At 66.2% G+C, this 18,756-nt stretch carries 19 protein-coding genes; 10 read left to right on the top strand and 9 right to left on the bottom strand.

Annotation, left to right across the window (positions count from 1 at the left end; translation table 11 throughout):
• Position 1: 1 nt before the first annotated feature.
• The 7 genes from gspK to gspE form a co-directional block, all read right to left on the bottom strand.
• Positions 2 to 985: a type II secretion system minor pseudopilin GspK gene (gene gspK, locus G7026_RS15710; RefSeq protein ID WP_181071860.1), complete on the bottom strand. Its 984-nt coding sequence runs from the start codon at positions 983 to 985 to the stop codon at positions 2 to 4.
• Positions 982 to 1,698, bottom strand: a complete 717-nt coding sequence (gene gspJ / locus G7026_RS15705) for a type II secretion system minor pseudopilin GspJ (RefSeq protein ID WP_181072067.1) — start codon at positions 1,696 to 1,698, stop codon at positions 982 to 984. The genes gspK and gspJ overlap by 4 nt, the downstream gene beginning before the upstream one ends.
• A 5-nt stretch (positions 1,699 to 1,703) precedes the next feature.
• Positions 1,704 to 2,123, bottom strand: coding sequence for a type II secretion system minor pseudopilin GspI (gene gspI, locus G7026_RS15700; RefSeq protein WP_181071859.1), 420 nt, complete (start codon positions 2,121 to 2,123; stop codon positions 1,704 to 1,706).
• Positions 2,120 to 2,701 (bottom strand): type II secretion system minor pseudopilin GspH, encoded by a 582-nt coding sequence (gene gspH / locus G7026_RS15695; protein ID WP_181071858.1) that lies wholly within the window; start codon positions 2,699 to 2,701, stop codon positions 2,120 to 2,122. Before gspH ends, gspI begins: the two co-directional genes overlap by 4 nt.
• A gap of 5 nt (positions 2,702 to 2,706) precedes the next feature.
• Positions 2,707 to 3,141: a type II secretion system major pseudopilin GspG gene (gene gspG, locus G7026_RS15690; RefSeq protein WP_181071857.1), complete on the bottom strand. Its 435-nt coding sequence runs from the start codon at positions 3,139 to 3,141 to the stop codon at positions 2,707 to 2,709.
• Positions 3,142 to 3,143: 2 nt separating this feature from the next.
• Complete coding sequence (xcpS, locus tag G7026_RS15685) at positions 3,144 to 4,358, bottom strand: GspF family T2SS innner membrane protein variant XcpS (RefSeq protein ID WP_181071856.1); 1,215 nt, start codon at positions 4,356 to 4,358, stop codon at positions 3,144 to 3,146.
• A gap of 439 nt (positions 4,359 to 4,797) precedes the next feature.
• Positions 4,798 to 6,315 (bottom strand): type II secretion system ATPase GspE, encoded by a 1,518-nt coding sequence (gene gspE, locus G7026_RS15680; RefSeq protein ID WP_375138210.1) that lies wholly within the window; start codon positions 6,313 to 6,315, stop codon positions 4,798 to 4,800.
• 580 nt (positions 6,316 to 6,895) lie between these two features.
• Between gspE and G7026_RS15675 the strand changes: the two genes are divergently transcribed.
• From G7026_RS15675 to G7026_RS15640, 8 genes are all read left to right on the top strand, one after another.
• Positions 6,896 to 8,017 (top strand): Re/Si-specific NAD(P)(+) transhydrogenase subunit alpha, encoded by a 1,122-nt coding sequence (locus tag G7026_RS15675; protein ID WP_181071855.1) that lies wholly within the window; start codon positions 6,896 to 6,898, stop codon positions 8,015 to 8,017.
• Positions 8,018 to 8,029: 12 nt separating this feature from the next.
• Positions 8,030 to 8,344: an NAD(P) transhydrogenase subunit alpha gene (locus G7026_RS15670; RefSeq protein ID WP_181071854.1), complete on the top strand. Its 315-nt coding sequence runs from the start codon at positions 8,030 to 8,032 to the stop codon at positions 8,342 to 8,344.
• A gap of 1 nt (position 8,345) precedes the next feature.
• Positions 8,346 to 9,797 carry an NAD(P)(+) transhydrogenase (Re/Si-specific) subunit beta gene (locus G7026_RS15665; protein WP_181071853.1) on the top strand — a complete coding sequence of 484 codons (1,452 nt, stop codon included), beginning with the start codon at positions 8,346 to 8,348 and terminating at the stop codon, positions 9,795 to 9,797.
• Between the two features lie 218 nt (positions 9,798 to 10,015).
• Positions 10,016 to 10,228 carry a DUF1127 domain-containing protein gene (locus tag G7026_RS15660; protein ID WP_181071852.1) on the top strand — a complete coding sequence of 71 codons (213 nt, stop codon included), beginning with the start codon at positions 10,016 to 10,018 and terminating at the stop codon, positions 10,226 to 10,228.
• 72 nt (positions 10,229 to 10,300) lie between these two features.
• Positions 10,301 to 10,618: a DUF2388 domain-containing protein gene (locus G7026_RS15655; RefSeq protein WP_181071851.1), complete on the top strand. Its 318-nt coding sequence runs from the start codon at positions 10,301 to 10,303 to the stop codon at positions 10,616 to 10,618.
• 109 nt (positions 10,619 to 10,727) lie between these two features.
• Complete coding sequence (locus G7026_RS15650; protein ID WP_181071850.1) at positions 10,728 to 11,024, top strand: DUF2388 domain-containing protein; 297 nt, start codon at positions 10,728 to 10,730, stop codon at positions 11,022 to 11,024.
• Between the two features lie 21 nt (positions 11,025 to 11,045).
• Positions 11,046 to 11,378, top strand: a complete 333-nt coding sequence (locus G7026_RS15645; protein ID WP_181071849.1) for a DUF2388 domain-containing protein — start codon at positions 11,046 to 11,048, stop codon at positions 11,376 to 11,378.
• On the top strand, positions 11,375 to 13,333 hold the full coding sequence (locus G7026_RS15640) for a DUF7844 domain-containing protein (RefSeq protein ID WP_181071848.1): 1,959 nt from the start codon (positions 11,375 to 11,377) through the stop codon (positions 13,331 to 13,333). Before G7026_RS15645 ends, G7026_RS15640 begins: the two co-directional genes overlap by 4 nt.
• A gap of 290 nt (positions 13,334 to 13,623) precedes the next feature.
• Here the strand turns inward: G7026_RS15640 and polA are convergent, their stop codons facing one another.
• Positions 13,624 to 16,368 carry a DNA polymerase I gene (gene polA, locus G7026_RS15635; protein ID WP_181071847.1) on the bottom strand — a complete coding sequence of 915 codons (2,745 nt, stop codon included), beginning with the start codon at positions 16,366 to 16,368 and terminating at the stop codon, positions 13,624 to 13,626.
• Positions 16,369 to 16,443: 75 nt separating this feature from the next.
• On the opposite strand from polA, the gene G7026_RS15630 reads away from it, so the two are divergent.
• Both G7026_RS15630 and G7026_RS15625 read left to right on the top strand, forming a co-directional pair.
• A complete protein-coding gene (locus G7026_RS15630) occupies positions 16,444 to 16,722 on the top strand; it encodes a DUF2782 domain-containing protein (RefSeq protein ID WP_181071846.1) in 279 nt (92 codons plus the stop codon).
• A 15-nt stretch (positions 16,723 to 16,737) separates the two neighbouring features.
• A complete protein-coding gene (locus G7026_RS15625) occupies positions 16,738 to 17,688 on the top strand; it encodes a homoserine kinase (RefSeq protein ID WP_181071845.1) in 951 nt (316 codons plus the stop codon).
• A gap of 9 nt (positions 17,689 to 17,697) precedes the next feature.
• On the opposite strand, the gene znuA is transcribed toward G7026_RS15625, so the two are convergent.
• A complete protein-coding gene (gene znuA, locus G7026_RS15620) occupies positions 17,698 to 18,696 on the bottom strand; it encodes a zinc ABC transporter substrate-binding protein ZnuA (protein ID WP_181071844.1) in 999 nt (332 codons plus the stop codon).
• Positions 18,697 to 18,756 lie beyond the last annotated feature (60 nt).

Here is an 18,756-nt window from a genome sequence, read left to right as displayed (position 1 = left end):
GCTATCGGTCTCCATCGTCGGATTGGGAAGGCAGGCGCAACGGCTGGCCCAGGTTACGGTAAAGCACCTGCACCGAGCCGTCCTCCTCGCGTTGCAGTACGCTGACCAGCGACAGACGACGGTCGCCCACGCGTACTTCGCTGGTCGCCTGGAAGAGTTGACTGCCAACCGCGAGCCGGGTGCCCTGAAGCTGGGTACCCGACATCGCCGGCTGGGCGAGAAACGCGGCCACATCCTTGAAGCCGCCGGCGTTGCGGGTGACTTCGACGGCCGCCTCGGCCGCGCTCAGACTGAGACTGTCGGAAAGGCTGGATATCACCATGGCGCTGGCGGTATTGACGTTCAGTCCCGTCTCGGGCTGCAGCGCCGCCGTGACATAGGGCGCCAGGCGCTGGAAGTCCTCCTCCCTCATGCCCAGCAGCAGGCGCAGCTCCGAGAGGTCGTACAGACGCCGTCCGGCCGTGCGGTAAGGCGGGTCGAGCAATTGGTAGGCACCGTCCTCGGCGCCCAGCTCGCCGCTCGTCTCCTGATCGCGGTCGAGCCAGTCGATCAGCCGCTCCGGATAGGGCTCGCTGATCTGCAGCCGCAGCAGGAGCCGGCGAAACTGAGCCAGCGCGGCCGCGTCGGGCTGCTCGTTGAGCACCAGGCTGTTGAGGTTGAAGCGCGCGCCGAGGTCTTCGATGCGAACCCGGATCTCGCCTTCGTCGATGGGAAACGCCGGCAGCGGGCGCGCCCAGGCTTCCAGCATGTGATCGACCGCCGCACCGGGGTCGCCCGGGTCGGCGTCCTGGATGTCACGCCGCAGGATCGCCTTGGCCAGCGTCTCGCCGCCGAGGGCGTACTGGAAGGCCTGGCGCGCCTGTACCTGGTTGCTGATCGCGCGAATGCTCAGCTGCTGGCGGGCGATCAGCCCGGCGCTGACCACGGTGACGATGGCCACCACCAGCAGCACGGTGATCAGGGCGACGCCGCGCTCGCGCTTCATTCGGTCAGCTCCAGCTGCGGCGCGGGCACGCCGCCAGCATCCGGCAACGGCACCTGGGTTCCCGCGCTCTGCGGGTCGGGGAGGCGCAACAGTCGGGTGATGGCGCCGTAGCGCGGATGCACGAAACTCAGCTCGACGGCCACCGGCAGGCGCTCGGCAGAGGTTTGCGGGCTACCGCGATTGAAGTCGAACGGCGGCCACTCGTCGCGCCAGCCGCCCTGCTCGTCCAGGTAGCGCAGGCGCATCTCATCGATGCCTTCGAGCACGCGCTGCACCCGTGGCTCGCTCTCGAGATCGCGGTCGAGGACGACCCAGTAGACGCGCTCGAGGGTCTTCTCGTTGAGCCGCCAGCGCACCCGCTGCAGGTTGGAGCGCCGCAGCCCGGTGGGGTTGCGCCAACCGCTGCGGGTCAGCTCGACGATCACCTGTCCGTCCTCGGCGCCCTGCTGGCCGACGAAGGCGCTGCGCTCATCGCCGTAACCGTCGCGGATCGGCCTGGGCGAGACCTGCTGCAGGTCCCGCTCGAAACTCCATACCGCGCGGTTCAATTCCCGCAACCGCTGCTCCTGAATACGCGTGGCTTCGTCGCTGCGCAGCACCGACTCGAGCATCCGGTAGGTGGCCAGCCCGAGCAGGGCGAACAGTGCGATGGCGATCAACAGCTCGAGCAGGGTGAAGCCCTGCGCCTGCCGCCTGCGCATGCGGCCGCCCATCCGGCTCATTGGCGCACCTCGATGAACCCGGTCAGGCTGCTGATCGAGCGGTCGCGCAGGTTGGCGTTGCGATTGCCCCCCCGCGGCTGCGCCTCGGCCACCCACACGGTGACGCGACGCATGAGCGGCTCGGAGGTCGCCTCGACTTCGCTGAGCACTTGCCAGCGCCGATTGGCGAATTCCAGCTCGAGAGTCTCGCTGCCCTCGGCCGGAATGGGGTCGGCCAGCTGCAATTCGGTGATGCGGTTATCGGCGATCCAGTCGGCGAAGGTGATCTGCTCCAGCCGCGCGGCGTTGTTCAGGCTGCGCCCGGCCGCCGTGAGGACCACCGCGGCGACGGTGGCGAAGATCGCCAGGGCGACCAGCACTTCGAGCAGGGTGAACCCGGCGGTGTTCGCCGAGCGCCTCGGCGCCGGCCGTTTCATCGCCGTTCCTGCGCCGGCACGGCTTCGGGCAGCTCGAAACCATCGCTGGACACGATCCAGGCGTTGCCATCCGGACGTCGCTCCGAGACCCGCAGGCTGAACGGCGACAGCTCGCCGCTGGAGAGGATCAGCAGTTGCGGCTGCAGCCGCGCGGCTTCTCTTTTTCTTTGCTCCTCGTCCTCGTCACGGGAAAGCCCTGCACGGTCGCCCCCCTGGCGAACCGGCGCCACCAGCTGCAGCGGGGTGCCGTCGAGTTCCAGATCCAGCCGCGCCCAGGATGGCAGGCGGTGAGGCCCGCGGGCGTCGTTGTCGACCCAGCGAGCCTCGGCCTCGTCGTAGCGCAGCACGCGGTAGCCTTCGTTGTCGATCAGCAGGCCATACTCGCGGCTGTCGAGCACGGCCTCGTCGGCCAGCAGGCCGATCACCGCGGCGATCCGCTGCGCCTCGTCACGCAGCTCGCGCGCGCCGCTGGCGCTGCCGGTCGACAGCACCGCCAGGCTGATCAGCGTGCCGAGGATCACCAGCACCACCAGCAACTCGATCAGCGTGAAGCCGGCGGCCCGGCGGCCGTGAAGCATGGGCGTCAGAGATCCCAGTTGCCGATGTCCGCGTTCAGGTCGGAGCCGCCTTCCTTGCCATCGGCGCCGAAGGAATAGAGGTCGAACTGACCGCGGGTGCCGGGCGACAGGTACTGGTAGTCGTTGCCCCAAGGGTCCTGCGGCAGGCGCTTGAGGTAGCCGTCGCGGTTCCAGTTCTTCGGCTGCGGGTTGCCGGTGGGCCGCTTGACCAGCGCATCGAGCCCCTGCTGGGTGCTTGGATAGGCGAAGTTATCCAGCTTGTACATGTCCAGCGCCGCGGCGACGGCCTTGATGTCGCCCTTGGCGACGGTGACCTTGGCCTGGTCCGGGCGGCTCATCACCTGCGGAACCACCAATGCGGCGAGGATCCCCAGGATCACCACCACGACCATGATTTCGATGAGGGTGAAGCCACCCTGTCTGCGTGTACGCAACGTCATGTTTAACCTACCAACTGATTGAGAGAGAGAATCGGCAAGAGGATCGCCAGTACGATGACCAGCACCACCGCGCCCATGAATACGAGCATGAAGGGCTCGAACAGGCCGACCAGCAGCGAGACCTGTGCCGCCAGGTCGTTTTCCTGGTTGCGCGCGGTACGCGCCAGCATCTGGTCCAGTTCGCCGGATTTTTCACCGCTGGCGATCATGTGCAGCATCATCGGCGGGAATTCGCCGGTCGCGTCCAGCGAGCGCGTCAGGCTGCTGCCTTCGCGCACCTTCTGGGCGGCCTCGATCACCTTGTCGCGGATGCGTAGGTTAGCGATCACAGCCGCAGCGATGGACAACGCCTCGACCAGCGGTACGCCACTGCGGGTAAGAATCGCCAGGGTCGAGGCGAAACGCGCGGTGTTGGTCGCCCTCGAAAGACGCCCGATCAACGGCAGCCGGAGGATGAACGCGTGCCAGCGCCGGCGCAGGTTTTCATCGCGCAGCGCCCGGCGCATCGCCAGCACCCCGCCGACGGCCACTAGCACCATCAGCCAGCCCCAGGACTGTACTAGTTCGCTCGCGGCGATCAGCCCGGTGGTCAGCGCCGGCAGCTCCTGACCGGTGTTGACGAAGACCTTGACCACGTCCGGTACCACGTAGCCGAGCAGGAAGCCGACGATGGTCAGCGAGGCGACCATCAGGATGATCGGATAAAGCAACGCGAGCTGGATTTTCTGCCGCGACTGCTGGCGCTGGTCGGTGTAGTCGGCCAGTTGGTCGAGCACCAGCCCCAGGTGCCCGGCGTGCTCGCCCGCCGCCACGGTGGCGCGGTAGAGCTCGGGAAAGGCCGACGGGTACTCGCGCAACGCGGCCGCCAGGCTGTGGCCTTCCATCACCCGCGCCCGCACCGCCAGCAGCATCGACTTGATCTTCTGCGAGGTCGACTGCGCCGCGGCGGCGCGCAGGGCCTCTTCGATCGGCAGCGCCGCCTGCACCAGGGTCGACAACTGGCGGGTCACCAGCGCCAGGTCGCGAGCCGACAGACCACGACCGAAGGCCAGACCGCCACCACTGGTCTCTTCCCGTGCGCGCGCCTGCTTGACCTCCAGCGGCGACCATTGCTTCTCGCGCAGCAGCTGCCGCGCCTGGCGCGGGCTGTCGGCCTCGATCAGCCCCTTCTGCTCGCGGCCGCGGCCGTCCAGGGCGAGGTATTCGAAGGCCGCCATCAGCAGGGCCCCGCAGCAGATGCGTGAAAAGGCCATTCGCGGTCAAGACCGCTCCCACAGGGACCTGCAGCGGTCACGGGAGCAGGCCTGTGCGCGTGCTCCGTGGGAGCGGTCTTGACCACGATGGGTTCCGAATGACTCACGCGAACGTCAGGCATGTGCGGCTCTGCAGTCGGCGTCGCTCCGTGATTCAAGTCAGGCTCATGGGAAGCCGGAGCGCATGCGTGCGTGAACAGCTCGCGGTCGAGACCGCTCCCACAGGGCGCCTGCGATGCCGTGGTGGCATGCGCTTCGCGGACGGGATCGCTCCCGCAGTGAGCAGACCTTTGCGAATTGTGTGTGGGAGCAGGCCCGGGCGCATCCTGTCTGGGAGACGCGGCCGTCGTGGGAGCGGTCTTGACCGCGATTATCTCGGCGGAGCCGAACAAACCCTTCACCGCTATTCCTCCCGCGTCACGCGCAGTACTTCTTCGATGGTGGTCACGCCCTCTCGCACCTTGCGCATCCCGTCGTCGCGGATGCTCGGCCCGAGCCGTCGCGCATGCCGGGTCATGTCCTGTTCCGATGCGCGGGTATGGATCATGGTGCGCAGGGTGTCGTCGAGCACCACCAGTTCGTAGATCCCGGTTCGCCCTCGATAGCCGAGGTTGCGGCACAACTCGCAGCCTTCGGCGTGATAGAGGGTCGGCGCGTCGGCCGGGTCGACGCCGAGCAGCGCGCATTCGGCCTCGTCGGCGACATAGGCGCGTTTGCAGTCATTACACAACACCCGCACGAGGCGCTGGGCCAGTACACCGAGCAGCGAGGAGGAGATCAGGAACGGCTCCACACCCATGTCCACCAGGCGGGTTACCGCGCCGATGGCGCTGTTGGTGTGCAGTGTCGAGAGCACCAGGTGACCGGTCAGCGAGGCCTGCACGGCCATGTCGGCGGTTTCCTGGTCGCGGATCTCGCCGACCATCACCACGTCGGGGTCCTGGCGCAGGATGGCGCGCAAGCCGCGGGCGAAGGTCATGTCGACCTTGGTGTTGACCTGAGTCTGGCCGATGCCTTCGAGGTGATACTCGATGGGGTCCTCGACCGTGAGGATGTTGCGCGTACGGTCGTTGAGCGTGGTCAGCGCGGCGTACAGCGTGGTGGTCTTGCCCGAGCCGGTGGGCCCGGTGACCAGGATGATGCCGTGGGGCTTCTTCACCGCCTGCTCGAGCTGGCGGCGGTCCTCTTCGTTCATGCCCAGGTGGCGCAAGGTCAGGCGGCCGGCCTGCTTGTCGAGCAGACGCAGCACCACCCGCTCGCCGTTGGCCGAAGGCAGGGTCGAAACGCGGATATCCACCTCGCGGCCACCGACGCGCAGGGAGATTCGCCCGTCCTGCGGGACGCGCTTCTCGGCGATGTCCAGCTTGGCCATGACCTTGATCCGCGACACCAGCAGCGCCGCCAACTCGCGCTTGGGCTGGACCACCTCGCGCAGGATGCCGTCGATGCGAAAGCGAATCACCAGGCGCTTCTCGAAGGTCTCGACGTGGATGTCCGAGGCGTTCTCGTTGATCGCCTCGCCGAGGATGGCGTTGATCAGGCGGATGATCGGCGCGTCGTCTTCCTGCTCGAGCAGGTCTTCGGTTTCCTGGATCTGGTCGGCCAGGCTGGCCAGATCCATGTCGTTGCCGAGCCCTTCGACCATCAGCATGGCCGTCGACGAATCGTGCTGGTAGGCCGTCGACAGCGCCTGGTCGAATTCCTCGGATGACAGCCAGCGCATGGCCAGCGGTCCGCCGGCCAGGCGCTGGGCTTCCTGCAGGGCGGTCAGGGGAGCACCTTCGCGTACGCACAGACGCAGACCGCCAACCCCATCGAGCAGGATCACACCGTGGCGACGGGCAAAGGCGAAAGGCAGGCGGCGCTGGACGGGCGGTTCGTCCAGCAGAGGGGCAATCGGATTCATATCGAGTTCAGGCATGGCGGGCTCCTGCTAGCGCTGCGAACGTCTGGGTATCGTCCGCACGGGCGTACGGCGAGGCGTTCATCAACGTGGCGTTATCTTTGGACTACAAGGTTTCGATGACATTGCAGCCGCGCCGGTTTCTGGGGCCCGTTTATAAACATTTAAGCATCAGGATGAAACGCCGGTCGGCGGGTAGTGTCTCATCGCGGTTCGCTACAAATCGCCGGCGCCGGGGGAGCCTCAGGCGCCTCGGCAGTCTCTAGAGCATAGCGAAGGGAAATGCATGTTCATTCAGCATGCAAGGTGTCAGGCCAGACGGCGCGCCGTCTGTGGCTTTCAGCCAGCCTGCGCGAGTCGCCCCGTCTTTCATGGTCAGGTAATGACTTGTAGTGACTGAATAGTTTTACTTCAAAATGGTTGTCGGCCCACCGCTTCGCCTGCAAAATGCCGCGCCGCCGGCCTTGCCGGCAATGCCGGTACCGCTGATCCGCATGCCGGGGCGCCAACGCAGTGCTCTGGTCAATCACGATGGGTCGCTGAACAGACGGCTTGGAGCCGCGCAAGCACCTGAAACGATCACGCAGGAGAATAAGACGTGCACATCGGTGTTCCTCTCGAAACCCAGGCTGGGGAAACACGCGTCGCCGCGACCCCGGAGACCATCAAGAAGCTGATCGGCCAAGGCCACCAGGTGACGGTGCAGAGCGGCGCAGGCCAGCGCTCCAGCGTTCCGGACAGCGCCTTTGAAGCCGCCGGCGCGATCATTGGCGATGCCGGTGCCGCGCTCGGCGCCGAGATCGTGCTCAAGGTGCTCGCGCCGAACGACGCGGAGCTCGCGCAGTTGCGCCCCGGCGCCGTGCTGATCGGCATGCTCAACCCCTTCGACAACGCATCCATCGCGCGCATGGCCGAGCGCGGCATCACCGCCTTCGCCCTCGAGGCGGCGCCGCGCACCTCCCGCGCGCAGAGCCTGGACGTGCTGTCCTCCCAGGCCAACATCGCCGGCTACAAGGCGGTGCTGCTGGCGGCTCACCATTATCCGCGCTTCATGCCGATGCTGATGACCGCCGCCGGCACCGTGAAAGCGGCGCGGGTGCTGGTGCTGGGCGCCGGTGTCGCCGGTCTGCAGGCGATCGCCACGGCCAAGCGTCTGGGTGCGGTGATCGAGGCCTCCGACGTGCGCCCGGCGGTGAAGGAGCAAATCGAGTCGCTCGGCGCCAAGTTCGTCGACGTCCCTTTCGAGACCGATGAAGAGCGCGAATGCGCCGAAGGCGTTGGCGGTTATGCGCGGCCGATGCCGGCCTCGTGGATGACACGTCAGGCCCAGGCCGTGCACGAGCGTGCCAAGCAGGCCGACATCGTCATCACCACCGCACTGATTCCTGGCCGCAAGGCCCCGACCCTGCTCCACGAGGAAACCGTGCAGCAGATGAAGCCCGGCTCGGTGGTCATCGACCTGGCCGCGTCCCAGGGCGGAAACTGCCCGCTGACGGTGCTCGATCAGGTCGTCATCGCCCACGGCGTGACCCTGGTCGGCTACGCCAACCTGGCCACCTGGGTGCCGGCAGACGCCTCGGCGCTGTACGCCCGCAACCTGCTGGACTTCCTCAAGCTGGTGATCGACGGCGAAGGCCGCTTCCAGCTCAACCTCGAAGACGACATCGTCGCCGCCTGCCTGATGTGCGAAGGCGGTCGGATCGTGCGCACCAACGGCTAAGGGAGACGAACCATGGACCTGATTTCGGACGGCCTCTACAACCTGATCATCTTCGTGCTGGCGATCTACGTCGGCTACCACGTGGTGTGGAACGTCACCCCTGCGCTGCACACGCCGCTGATGGCGGTCACCAATGCGATCTCGGCGATCGTTATCGTCGGCGCCATGCTTGCCGCCGCCCTCACCGTGACCCCGCTGGGCAAAACGATGGGCACCCTGGCGGTGGCCCTGGCCGCGGTCAACGTGTTCGGCGGCTTCCTGGTCACGCGCCGGATGCTGGAAATGTTCAAGAAGAAGGCTCCGAAGGCCTCGGCGGAGAAGCACTAAGATGAGCATGAATACCATCACCCTGCTCTACCTCGTGGCCTCGGTGTGCTTCATCCAGGCCCTCAAAGGGCTGTCCCACCCGACCAGCTCGCGCCGCGGCAACCTGTTCGGCATGGCCGGCATGGCCATCGCCGTGATCACCACGGTGTTCCTGGTGTTCAAGCTTGGCGCGCAGCTGTCGGAGAGCAACAACGCCGCCACCGGCATCGTCTTCGTGCTCATAGGCCTGCTGGTCGGCGGTAGCGCCGGCACCCTGATGGCGCGACGCGTCGAGATGACCAAGATGCCGGAGCTGGTGGCCTTCATGCACAGCATGATCGGCCTGGCAGCGGTGTTCATCGCCATCGCCGCGGTGGTTGAACCGCAGTCGCTGGGTATCGTCCAGGCGGCCGGCTACGCCATCCCGCTGGGCAATCGCCTGGAGCTGTTCCTTGGCGCGGCCATCGGCGCGATCACCTTTTCCGGTTCGGTCATCGCCTTCGGCAAGCTGTCTGGCAAGTACAAGTTCCGCCTGTTCCAGGGCACTCCGGTGGTGTTCAAGGGCCAGCACATGGTCAACCTGGCGGTGGGCATCGCGATCCTGGCTCTCGGCCTGACCTACATGTTCACCGGCAGTCTCTCGGCCTTCGCGATCATGCTGGCGCTGGCCTTCATCATCGGCGTGCTGATCATCATCCCCATCGGCGGCGCCGACATGCCGGTGGTGGTGTCGATGCTCAACAGCTACTCGGGCTGGGCGGCGGCCGGTATCGGCTTCTCGCTGAACAACTCGATGCTGATCATCGCCGGCTCCCTGGTGGGCTCCTCCGGCGCGATCCTCTCCTACATCATGTGCAAGGCGATGAACCGCTCGTTCTTCAACGTGATCCTCGGCGGCTTCGGTGCCGATGCCGATGCAGGCGCGGCAACGGGCAGCAAGGAGCAGCGTCCGGTCAAATCCGGCTCGAGCGACGATGCCGCCTTCCTGCTGGGCAACGCCGACACCGTGATCATCGTTCCCGGCTACGGCCTGGCGGTGGCGCGCGCGCAGCATGCCCTGATGGAGCTGGCCGAGAAACTCACGCACCGCGGCGTGACCGTGAAGTACGCGATCCACCCGGTCGCCGGCCGCATGCCCGGGCACATGAACGTGCTGCTGGCCGAGGCCGAGGTGCCTTACGAGCAGGTGTTCGAGATGGATGACATCAACTCCGAGTTCGGCCAGGCCGACGTGGTGCTGGTGCTCGGTGCCAACGACGTGGTCAACCCGGCGGCGAAGAACGACCCCAAGTCGCCAATCGCCGGCATGCCGATCCTCGAGGCCTTCAAGGCCAAGACGATCATCGTCAACAAGCGCTCCATGGCCAGCGGCTATGCGGGCCTCGACAACGAACTGTTCTACATGGACAAGACGATGATGGTCTTCGGCGACGCCAAGAAGGTGGTCGAGGATATGGTCAAAGCCGTGGAATAGAGCACTTTCGTGCCCCAAAAGACACCGGCCTCGTGCCGGTGTCCTGCGTTTTTGGCAGCAGAAAACAGTTCCCGTACCAGCTGCCAGTACAGTTGCGCCAGGGCGCCTACTGTACCCGCACAATCCCCAGTGCCTGTGACTGTAACCGCGTCCCGCTTCGCGCGATCCTACTGACCCATGCCACCACACCCGTTCAGATGCGGGAAGGTCAGTACACCATGCAACGCACACTGCCTCGCACCACCCTGCCCACCTTTTCCCGCGACGCAGCCTTCAGCCACCTTCTCACGATGGCACAGCGCATCTATCTATGGCGCCAACGCAGCCGCACCCGTCGGCAGCTTGCCCGCCTCGACGATCGTCAGCTGGCCGATATCGGCATCAGCCCGGCCGCCCGCGAAGTCGAGCTGAGCAAGCCGTTCTGGCGCTGACACCGGACGCGATTTTCGGGAACGCAACCTAAGGCCGGGAGTCTAGAGTCGACGATATTCTGGAGACGCCCCATGCCCCGCCTTTACCCAACCCTTGGAATCGCCCTTCTTCTGCTGGCCGGCAACGCCTCGGCCAGCAGCTTCCTCGCCTCCACCGATCTGGTGGTGGGCGGGCTGATCAATACCGTCGACGCTACCTCCGACCTCACCTCGTCGGCGCGGGACGACAAGCTCGTGCTGCAGGCACGTGACGACGCGGCACGCTTCGTCGCCAGCGGTGGGCAGCAGCGCGGCGTCCATCTGGAAGCGGCACTCGCGCATATCCGTACCCAGGCGCCGGAACTGCAGGCCAGCGACCGGCAGCTCGCCGAAGCGATTCTTGCGCGCTGACGGCAACGCGCGGCTACAGTTGCCTTGGCGCAAGGGCGCGCCAGGGCTGGCCGCAGCCGTCGGGTTTCGCTAGCCTTGGCGCCGTTTTTCGATACGGTTCCGGTTCGCCATGCGTTTGCTTACAGCCCCTTTGATCGCCAGCCTCTCGGTCTGCTCCCATGCACAGGCCTTCGACGTCACCACGGCCGGTCTCGTCCGCACCAGCTACGTGAGCAGCCAGCTGACCAGTGCCCCCTTCGACAACAAACTCATCGTCGGGGCGCGGGACGACGCCGCATGCTTCGTCGCCAGCGAGGGTCAGCTGCTTGGCGCACGGCTGGAAGCAGCCCTGACATACGTACGCCAGAGCCGCCCCGGCCTCGCTGCGAGTGATCTGGAGCTGGCCCAGGCCATCCTTGTTCAATGAAACTCCCTGGAAGAATCTCCCATGCGTAAATCATCGATCGCACAGACCGCCGCACTGGCGTCCGCCATGCTGCTCTGCGTCGCAACCGCCCAGGCACAAACTCTGGTCGCCACCAGCAACCTGGTCGTCCGCGCCCTTGATCGCAGCATCAACTTCACTTCCGACGTCACCAGCCGCATCAGCGACATGAAGGTGGTCCAGGAAGCGCGCGACGAAGCCGCCAGCTTCGTCGCCAGCCAAGGCGATATTCGCGGCGCACGCCTGGAAGCGGCCTTCGGTGCCCTTCGCAGCGAATTCGCCGAAGCCCGCGATGCCAGCGACCAGGCCCTGGCCGAAGCCATCCTCGTCCTGTGAAGGCCGCCCGGGCCTGGCTGGCGGCGATCGCGCTGGGTCTGCTGACCGGCACCGCCAATGCAGGGCTGCGCCTGCCGCTCGATCAGGCCGACCTGCAACCTGCGCAGCGGCACGCCACCCAGACCCTGATCGACGAAGCCATGGCAACGCTGCCGCCCGGCTTCGTCGAGCGGCTGGACCGCACCGTGCGGGTACGCTGGCGAACCGACCTGCCAGAGAACGCCTACGGCCGTGCCGGGCTCGATACCCTGGACCTCAACCGCCGCCTGCTGCCGGGCTTGACCGATGGCAGCGCGGCGACGCAGCGCACCACCCGCCCCCACGGCACGGTACGCCAGGAGTTGCTCGCCACCGTCCTGCACGAACTCACCCACCTTTATGACCGGGCGCGCCTGTGGACGCCAGACCAGACGCAGGTGCTGATGCAGTGCCGTCAGCGCGAGCAAGTGCTCGGCGCGGTCGGCCTGCCGGATCATTGCCGGGGCCAGACCGCGCGCCGCTTCACCCTCAGTGACGATCCCCGCCTGCTGGACCTGGCCGGCTGGCCGCAGCGCGTCGGCCAGCGCGGCGAACGGGAAACGCTCAACGCCCAGGTCGCCCGCAGCCCGGACAGCTACGAGCTGACGAGCCCGCTGGAGTTCGTCGCGGTGAACATGGAGTACTTTCTCCTCGACCCGACGTACGCCTGCCGCCGGCCCTCGCTCAATCGCTATTTCTCAGAGCATTTCGGCTGGCAACCGCAGGACCGCGCCGAGTGCGCGCCGGGTTATCCGATCCTCAACGCCGGTCGGGATTTCGGCCGCACGCCCCTGGTGACGCTCGACCCGCAGCGCGTCTACGAAGTGGACTACCTGTTCGCCGAGGCCAACGACGCCTGGGCAAGTCGCTGGGGCCACACCATGCTGCGCCTGGTGATCTGCGCCCCGGGACGCCCGCGCGGCCCGGACTGCCGGCTGGATCTGGACGAGCACCTGGTGCTGTCCTATCGCGCCTTCGTCGGCGACGTGCAGCTGTCGAGCTGGGACGGCCTGACCGGCGCTTATCCGTCGCGCCTGTTCGTCCTGCCGCTGGGCCAGGTGATCGAGGAATACACCAAGGTCGAGCTGCGCAGCCTCGCCTCGATCCCGCTGAAGCTCGAACGCAGCGACATCGAATCGCTGGTCGAGCGCAGTGCCGAAGTGCACTGGAGCTACGATGGCGATTACTACTTCCTGTCCAACAACTGCGCGGTGGAAACGCTCAAGCTGATGCGCAGCGGCACCGAACGGCCGGAGCTCACGGCGCTGGACAGCATCATGCCCAACGGCCTGCTGGAGATCCTGATCAACCGCGGCCTGGCCGATGCGAGCGTGCTCGACGACCCGCGCGAGGCGCTGCGCCTGGGCTATCGCTTCGACTCCTACCGTGACCGCTACCAGGCCATGTTCGCCGTGCTGCGCGAGCGCCTGGCGCTACCGCAGACCGAAGTCGAAGACTGGCTCGCCCTGCCCGCCGCCGAGCGTCGCCGCTGGTTCGAGCAGGCCGACCTGCGCGCCAGCGCCGCCCTGTTGCTGGTCGAGCAGGCGGCGCTTCGGCGCGAGCTGCTGCTGGCTCAGAACGAGCTCAAGCGCCGCTACCTGGGCGGGCGCAAGCAGCGCGACAGCGGCTTGGACAAGGCCGACGGCGCGCTGCAGGAGATCCTCGCCAACAGCGGCTACCTGAGCCGCCCGGCCGAACTGCTCGAAGGCGACGGCTATGGCCTTCCGCAACTCGGCGAATGGAAGCGTCTGGAGCGCGAAAGCGGTGAGCGCCAGGCCCGGCTCAACGCGCTGAACCAGACGCTGGATCTAGAGGTACGCAAGCTGCTGGGCGACGAACGCCGCCGCGAACTGGAGGCGATCGAGGTCAATCTCACCGGCATTCGCGATCACCTGCAGGCCCTGCACAAAGCCGGCGGCGGCCTCGTCCTGCCCTGACCCTCGCTCAAGGGTCCAGGCACGCATCGAGGGGCGCAAACCCGCGCATCGTCGCGCGCTCGGCCTTGTCGTACTTTTCTCGAGACGAAAAAAAACCTCGAACTTCTTATGGGGGAGGGGGAAGTTCGAGGTTCAAGTCCGGACCGCTAGGGCGGGGTCCAGAGATCTGCCAACACTTAACACAACAAGGAGCATCGAAGAGGTTTTAACGCCCTTCGCGAACTCAGACTCACTGTAAACAGGAATAGTTCCGCCTTTTTTCAATCGGACTGAAAAAAAGTTTTCAGACCTCAGTGCGCTTCATCCCAGTTGGCACCCGCACCGGCCTCGACCAGCAGCGGCACGTCCAGCGTGGCGGCCTGGCTCATCAGCGGGCAGATCTGCTCACGCACCTGCTCGACCAGATCCTCGCGCACCTCCAGCACCAGTTCGTCGTGCACCTGCAGGATGACGCGTGCATCCAGCCCGCTTTCCTGCAGCCAGCTGTCCACCTCGATCATGGCGCGCTTGATGATGTCCGCCGCGGTGCCCTGCATGGGCGCGTTGATCGCGGTACGCTCGGCGGCCTTGCGCATGGCGCCGTTCTTGGAATGAATCTCCGGCAGGTACAGCCGCCGGCCGAACAGTGTTTCGACGAAGCCTTGCTCGGCGGCCTGGGTACGGGTGCGCTCCATGTAGGCGAGCACGCCGGGATAGCGCGCGAAGTAGCGGTCGATGTACTCCTGGGCTTCCTTGCGGCCCACGTCGATCTGCTTGGCCAGGCCGAAGGCGCTCATACCGTAGATCAGACCGAAGTTGATCGCCTTGGCGCTGCGCCGCTGGTCGTTGGTGACCTGATCCAGCTCGACGCCGAACACCTCGGCGGCGGTGGCGCGGTGAACGTCCAGGTCGTTCTGGAAGGCATGCAGCAGGCCGGCGTCCTGGGCCAGGTGCGCCATGATGCGCAGCTCGATCTGCGAGTAGTCGGCGGCCAGCAGCTTGTAGCCCGGCGCGGCGACGAAGGCCTGGCGGATGCGCCGGCCCTCGGCGGTGCGGATCGGGATGTTCTGCAGGTTCGGGTCCGACGAGGACAGCCGGCCGGTCGCCGTCACGGCCTGGTGGTAGCTGGTATGGATTCGGCCGGTACGCGGATTGATCTGCTGCGGCAGTTTGTCGGTATAGGTGCCCTTGAGCTTGCTCAAGGAGCGGTGCTGCATGATGACCTTGGGTAGCGGGTAGTCCTGCTCGGCCAGGTCGGCGAGCACGCTTTCGGCCGTCGACGGTTGGCCGCCGGCGGTCTTCGACAGCACAGGGCAGCCGAGCTTGTCATAGAGGATCGCGCAGAGCTGCTTGGGCGAGCCGAGGTTGAATTCCTCCCCGGCGATGTCGAACGCCTCGCGCTCGAGCTCCACCAGCCGCTCACCGATTTCAACGCTCTGCTGGCCAAGCAGCTTGGCATCGACCAGCGCACCGTTGCGCTCGATGCGCGCCAGCACGGGCACCAGCGGCATTTCGATCTCGTTGAGGACCTTGAGCAGCGAGGGCGTCGCCTCGAGTTTGCCCAGCAGCGTCTGGTGCAGACGCAGGGTGACATCGGCGTCTTCGGCGGCGTAGGGGCCGGCCTGCTCCACGGCGACCTGGTCGAAGGTCAGCTGCTTGGCGCCCTTGCCGGCGATGTCCTCGAAGCGGATGGTGCCGCGGCCGAGGTACTTGAGCGCCAGGCTGTCCATGTCGTGGCGGGTGGCCGTGGCGTCGAGCACGTAGGATTCGAGCATGGTGTCGAACGTCATGCCGCGCATCTTGATGCCGTAATGCATCAGCACGTTCATGTCGTACTTGCCGTGCTGGCAGATCTTGCGCCTGGACGGGTCTTCGAGCAGCGGCTTGAGCGCGCCGAGCACGACATCTCGATCCAGCTGTTGCGGCACGCCCATGTAGCTGTGAGCGAGCGGCACATAGGCGGCCTTGCCGGTCTCGATGGCGAAGGACACGCCGACCAGCTGGGCCTTCTGCGCGTCCAGGCTGGTGGTCTCAGTGTCGAAGGCGAAGCAGTCGGCCGCCTTCAGGCGCTCGAGCCAGTCGTTGAACTCGGCCTGATCGAAAATCGTGGTGTATTCGGCTTCGGCCTGGATCGAGCAGCCTTCGGGCTGGACTTCGCAGTTCTCGCCGGCCGCCTTGGCTTCGCGCAGCAGTTCGTCGAGCCAGGCCTTGAACTCCAGTTCTCGATACAGCGCGATCAGTGCTTCGCGGTGCGGCTCGCCGGGCATCAGGTCGCCGACTTCGACGTCCAGCGGCACATCGATCTTGATCGTCGCCAGCTCGTAGGACATGAACGCCGCCTCGCGGTGTTCGTCGAGCTTGGCGGCCAGCGACTTGGCGCCACGGATCGGCAGGTCGCAGACCTTGTCGAGGTTCTCGTAGAGCCCTTTGAGGCCGCCCTCGATGCCGTTGAGCAGGCCGCAGGCGGTCTTCTCGCCGACTCCGGGCACGCCGGGAATGTTGTCGACCTTGTCGCCCATCAGCGCGAGGAAGTCGATGATCAGCTCCGGGCCGACGCCGAACTTGTTCTTCACGCCTTCGATGTCGTAGACACTGCCGGTCATGGTGTTGACCAGGGTGACGTGGGGGCAGACCAGCTGCGCCATGTCCTTGTCACCGGTGGAAATGATCACGTCGCGACCGAGCGACGCGCACTGGCGCGCCAGCGTGCCGATCACGTCGTCGGCTTCGACCCCGTCGACACAGAGCAGCGGCATGCCCAGCGCGCGCACGCTGGCATGCAGCGGCTCGACTTGCGAACGCAGATCGTCGGGCATCGGCGGGCGATGGGATTTGTATTCGGCGAACAGGGTGTCGCGAAAGGTCGGCCCCTTGGCATCGAAAACCACCGCGAACGGGCTGTCCGGGTATTGCCGGCGCAGCGACAGCAACATGTTGAGCACGCCTTTCACCGCCCCGGTGGGCTTGCCGGTGGAGGTGGTCAGGGGAGGCAGGGCGTGGAAGGCGCGGTACAGGTAGGACGAACCGTCCACCAGAACGAGGGGCGCTTGGCTCATGAGCAGGATCAACCTTTTCGGCGGGTCCGGGGCTAGAATGCGCAGGACCGTTGACGACAAAGGGACAAGGTTATCATGCGTACTCTGAAACACCTGCTGCTGGCCAGCCTGCTGGTCTGTCTGCCGGTCGCCGCGCAGGCGCAGCAACCGGACGGCGAGCCGGACGTGACGATCCGCCAGGAAGGCGACCGCATGGTCGAGGAATACCGCGTCAATGGCTTTCTCTACGCGGTCAAGGTGACGCCCAAGCACGGCAAGCCGTACTTTCTGGTGCGCGCCGACGGCGACAGCAATTTCATTCGCTCCGACCGGCCGGACATGTTGATCCCGGCCTGGGAAATCTTCAGCTGGTAACGCAAGGACCCTCAGATGTCGGTGTTCACGCCCCTGCAGCATGACGAGCTGGACGCTTTTCTCGCACCCTACCGGCTCGGACGGCTGATCGCCTTCGAGGGGATTGCCGCGGGCAGCGAGAACAGCAACTTCTTCGTCAGCCTCGAGCACGGCGAATACGTGCTGACCCTGGTCGAGCGCGGCCCGACAGCCGACCTGCCGTTCTTCGTCGAGCTGCTCGAGGTGCTCCATCAGGCCGGGCTGCCGGTGCCCTATGCGCTGACGACCGATAGCGGCGAAGCGCTCCGCCAGCTCGCTGGCAAACCGGCGCTGCTGCAACCGCGCCTGCCCGGGCGCCACCTGTCCGCACCCAACGCTCACCACTGCGGCGAAGTCGGAGCACTGCTGGCGGACATTCATCTGGCCACCCGCGAGCGGATGCTCGAGCGCCGCAGCGATCGCGGCCTGGACTGGATGCTGCGAGAAGGCCCGAGCCTGGCGCTGGGCCTGCCGGAGGCGCAGCTGCCGCTGCTGCGCGACGCACTGGCCGAAATCGGCAGGCTGCAGTGGCAGATCCTCGCCTTGCCGCAGGCCAATCTGCACGCCGACCTGTTCCGCGACAACGCGCTGTTCGACGGTCCCAGGCTGTCGGGGGTGATCGACTTCTACAACGCCTGCTCCGGGCCGATGCTCTACGACCTTGCGATCACCGTGAACGACTGGTGCTCCCACGAAGACGGCCGGCTCGACCCTCCGCGCGTCCGCGCGCTGCTGGCCGCGTATTCGGCGCACCGCCGCTTCACGCCCGCCGAGGCCGAGCTATGGCCGGCCATGCTGCGCATCGCCTGCGTCCGCTTCTGGTTGTCCCGGCTGATCGCTTCCCAGGCGAACGCGGGACAGCAGGTGCTGATCCACGACCCGAACGAGTTTCAGCGGCGCTTGCAGCACCGCCAGCAGGTCACCATCGAACTGCCCTTCGCGTTCTGACCGCCTGCCTTACAGCGATTCCAGGCAACCGACCAGCTGCTCGCCCAGGTGCTCGAGCATCTCGACGTAGCCGTTGGGGCCGACTTTGGTGTCGGTGCCCATGGCGTCGAGTTCGGCCAGGCGCGCCGGCAGTCCGCTGGTCAGGGTCTCGGCCAGACGCGGCCGTAGCGGCGGCTCGCTGAATACACAGCTCGGGCCGGCCTGCTGCAGGCGCTCGCGCATTGCCGCGACGTGGCGCGCGCCGGGCTGCACCTCCATCCCGGCGCTGAACACCCCGACATGGCCCAGGCCATAGGCCGCCTCGAAATACTCGTAAGCCTCGTGAAATACGAAGTACGGCTTGCCGGCGATCCCGGCGACGCGCTGTCGCAGCCGCTCGTCAAGGGCGGCGAGCCCTGTCGTGAACGCCTGCAGGTTCTGCCGATAACGCTCGGCATTGGCCGGATCGGCATCGGCCAGATCCGCCGCCATGCGCTCGGCGATCACCCGAGCATTGGCTGGCAGCAGCCAGAGGTGTGCATCGAGGCTGCCGGGCCGGTGCGCATGATCATGCTCGCCCTGATCGTGGTCGTGATGCGGGTGGTCATGGTCATGGTCATGGTCATGGTCATGGTCATGGTCATGGTCATGATCATCGTCGTGGTCGTCATGCGCGCCGTTGGACTGCGAGTGGGGCTCGCCGAAGTGCCGCAGGGTAAGCCCGGGAATGCTCTGCAAGGCAACGCTCGGCCCGCTGCGTCCATCCAGGACACGGCCCAGGAAGGACTCCAGATCGGGGCCGATCCAGTAGAACAGGTCGGCGTCGCGCACGCGCCGTACGTCGGATGGCCGAAGCGCATATTGGTGCGCCGAAGCACCGGACGGCAGCAGGACGTCAGGCTCGCCGACACCGTCCTGAACCGCGGCGGCAATCAGCTGCAGCGGCTTGATGCTCGTCAGCAGATGGACCTCGGCATGGGCGGCAAGAGAGAGCGACAACAGCAACGGCAGGAAAAAAAGACGCGACACGAAGGGATACCGGACAGAGTGAACAGGTAACATAATAACGTCTCTTCATTAGCCCGTCTT

The organism is Stutzerimonas azotifigens (assembly GCF_013522725.1).
Classification (GTDB): Bacteria; Pseudomonadota; Gammaproteobacteria; order Pseudomonadales; family Pseudomonadaceae; genus Stutzerimonas; species Stutzerimonas azotifigens_A.
Note: the sequence above shows the minus strand (reverse complement) of the source record. Positions and strands in the feature narration are given on the sequence as shown.

What these genes read in the sequence shown, in the direction of transcription:
- gspK (WP_181071860.1), bottom strand. Translation starts at nt 985, where the DNA reads ATGAAGCGCGAGCGCGGCGTCGCCCTGATCACCGTGCTGCTGGTGGTG.
- gspJ (WP_181072067.1), bottom strand. Translation starts at nt 1,698, where the DNA reads ATGGGCGGCCGCATGCGCAGGCGGCAGGCGCAGGGCTTCACCCTGCTC.
- gspI (WP_181071859.1), bottom strand. Translation starts at nt 2,123, where the DNA reads ATGAAACGGCCGGCGCCGAGGCGCTCGGCGAACACCGCCGGGTTCACC.
- gspH (WP_181071858.1), bottom strand. Translation starts at nt 2,701, where the DNA reads ATGCTTCACGGCCGCCGGGCCGCCGGCTTCACGCTGATCGAGTTGCTG.
- gspG (WP_181071857.1), bottom strand. Translation starts at nt 3,141, where the DNA reads ATGACGTTGCGTACACGCAGACAGGGTGGCTTCACCCTCATCGAAATC.
- xcpS (WP_181071856.1), bottom strand. Translation starts at nt 4,358, where the DNA reads ATGGCGGCCTTCGAATACCTCGCCCTGGACGGCCGCGGCCGCGAGCAG.
- gspE (WP_375138210.1), bottom strand. Translation starts at nt 6,315, where the DNA reads ATGCCTGAACTCGATATGAATCCGATTGCCCCTCTGCTGGACGAACCG.
- G7026_RS15670 (WP_181071854.1), top strand. Translation starts at nt 8,030, where the DNA reads ATGGACCTGATTTCGGACGGCCTCTACAACCTGATCATCTTCGTGCTG.
- G7026_RS15665 (WP_181071853.1), top strand. Translation starts at nt 8,346, where the DNA reads ATGAGCATGAATACCATCACCCTGCTCTACCTCGTGGCCTCGGTGTGC.
- G7026_RS15660 (WP_181071852.1), top strand. Translation starts at nt 10,016, where the DNA reads ATGCAACGCACACTGCCTCGCACCACCCTGCCCACCTTTTCCCGCGAC.
- G7026_RS15655 (WP_181071851.1), top strand. Translation starts at nt 10,301, where the DNA reads ATGCCCCGCCTTTACCCAACCCTTGGAATCGCCCTTCTTCTGCTGGCC.
- G7026_RS15650 (WP_181071850.1), top strand. Translation starts at nt 10,728, where the DNA reads ATGCGTTTGCTTACAGCCCCTTTGATCGCCAGCCTCTCGGTCTGCTCC.
- G7026_RS15645 (WP_181071849.1), top strand. Translation starts at nt 11,046, where the DNA reads ATGCGTAAATCATCGATCGCACAGACCGCCGCACTGGCGTCCGCCATG.
- polA (WP_181071847.1), bottom strand. Translation starts at nt 16,368, where the DNA reads ATGAGCCAAGCGCCCCTCGTTCTGGTGGACGGTTCGTCCTACCTGTAC.
- G7026_RS15630 (WP_181071846.1), top strand. Translation starts at nt 16,444, where the DNA reads ATGCGTACTCTGAAACACCTGCTGCTGGCCAGCCTGCTGGTCTGTCTG.
- G7026_RS15625 (WP_181071845.1), top strand. Translation starts at nt 16,738, where the DNA reads ATGTCGGTGTTCACGCCCCTGCAGCATGACGAGCTGGACGCTTTTCTC.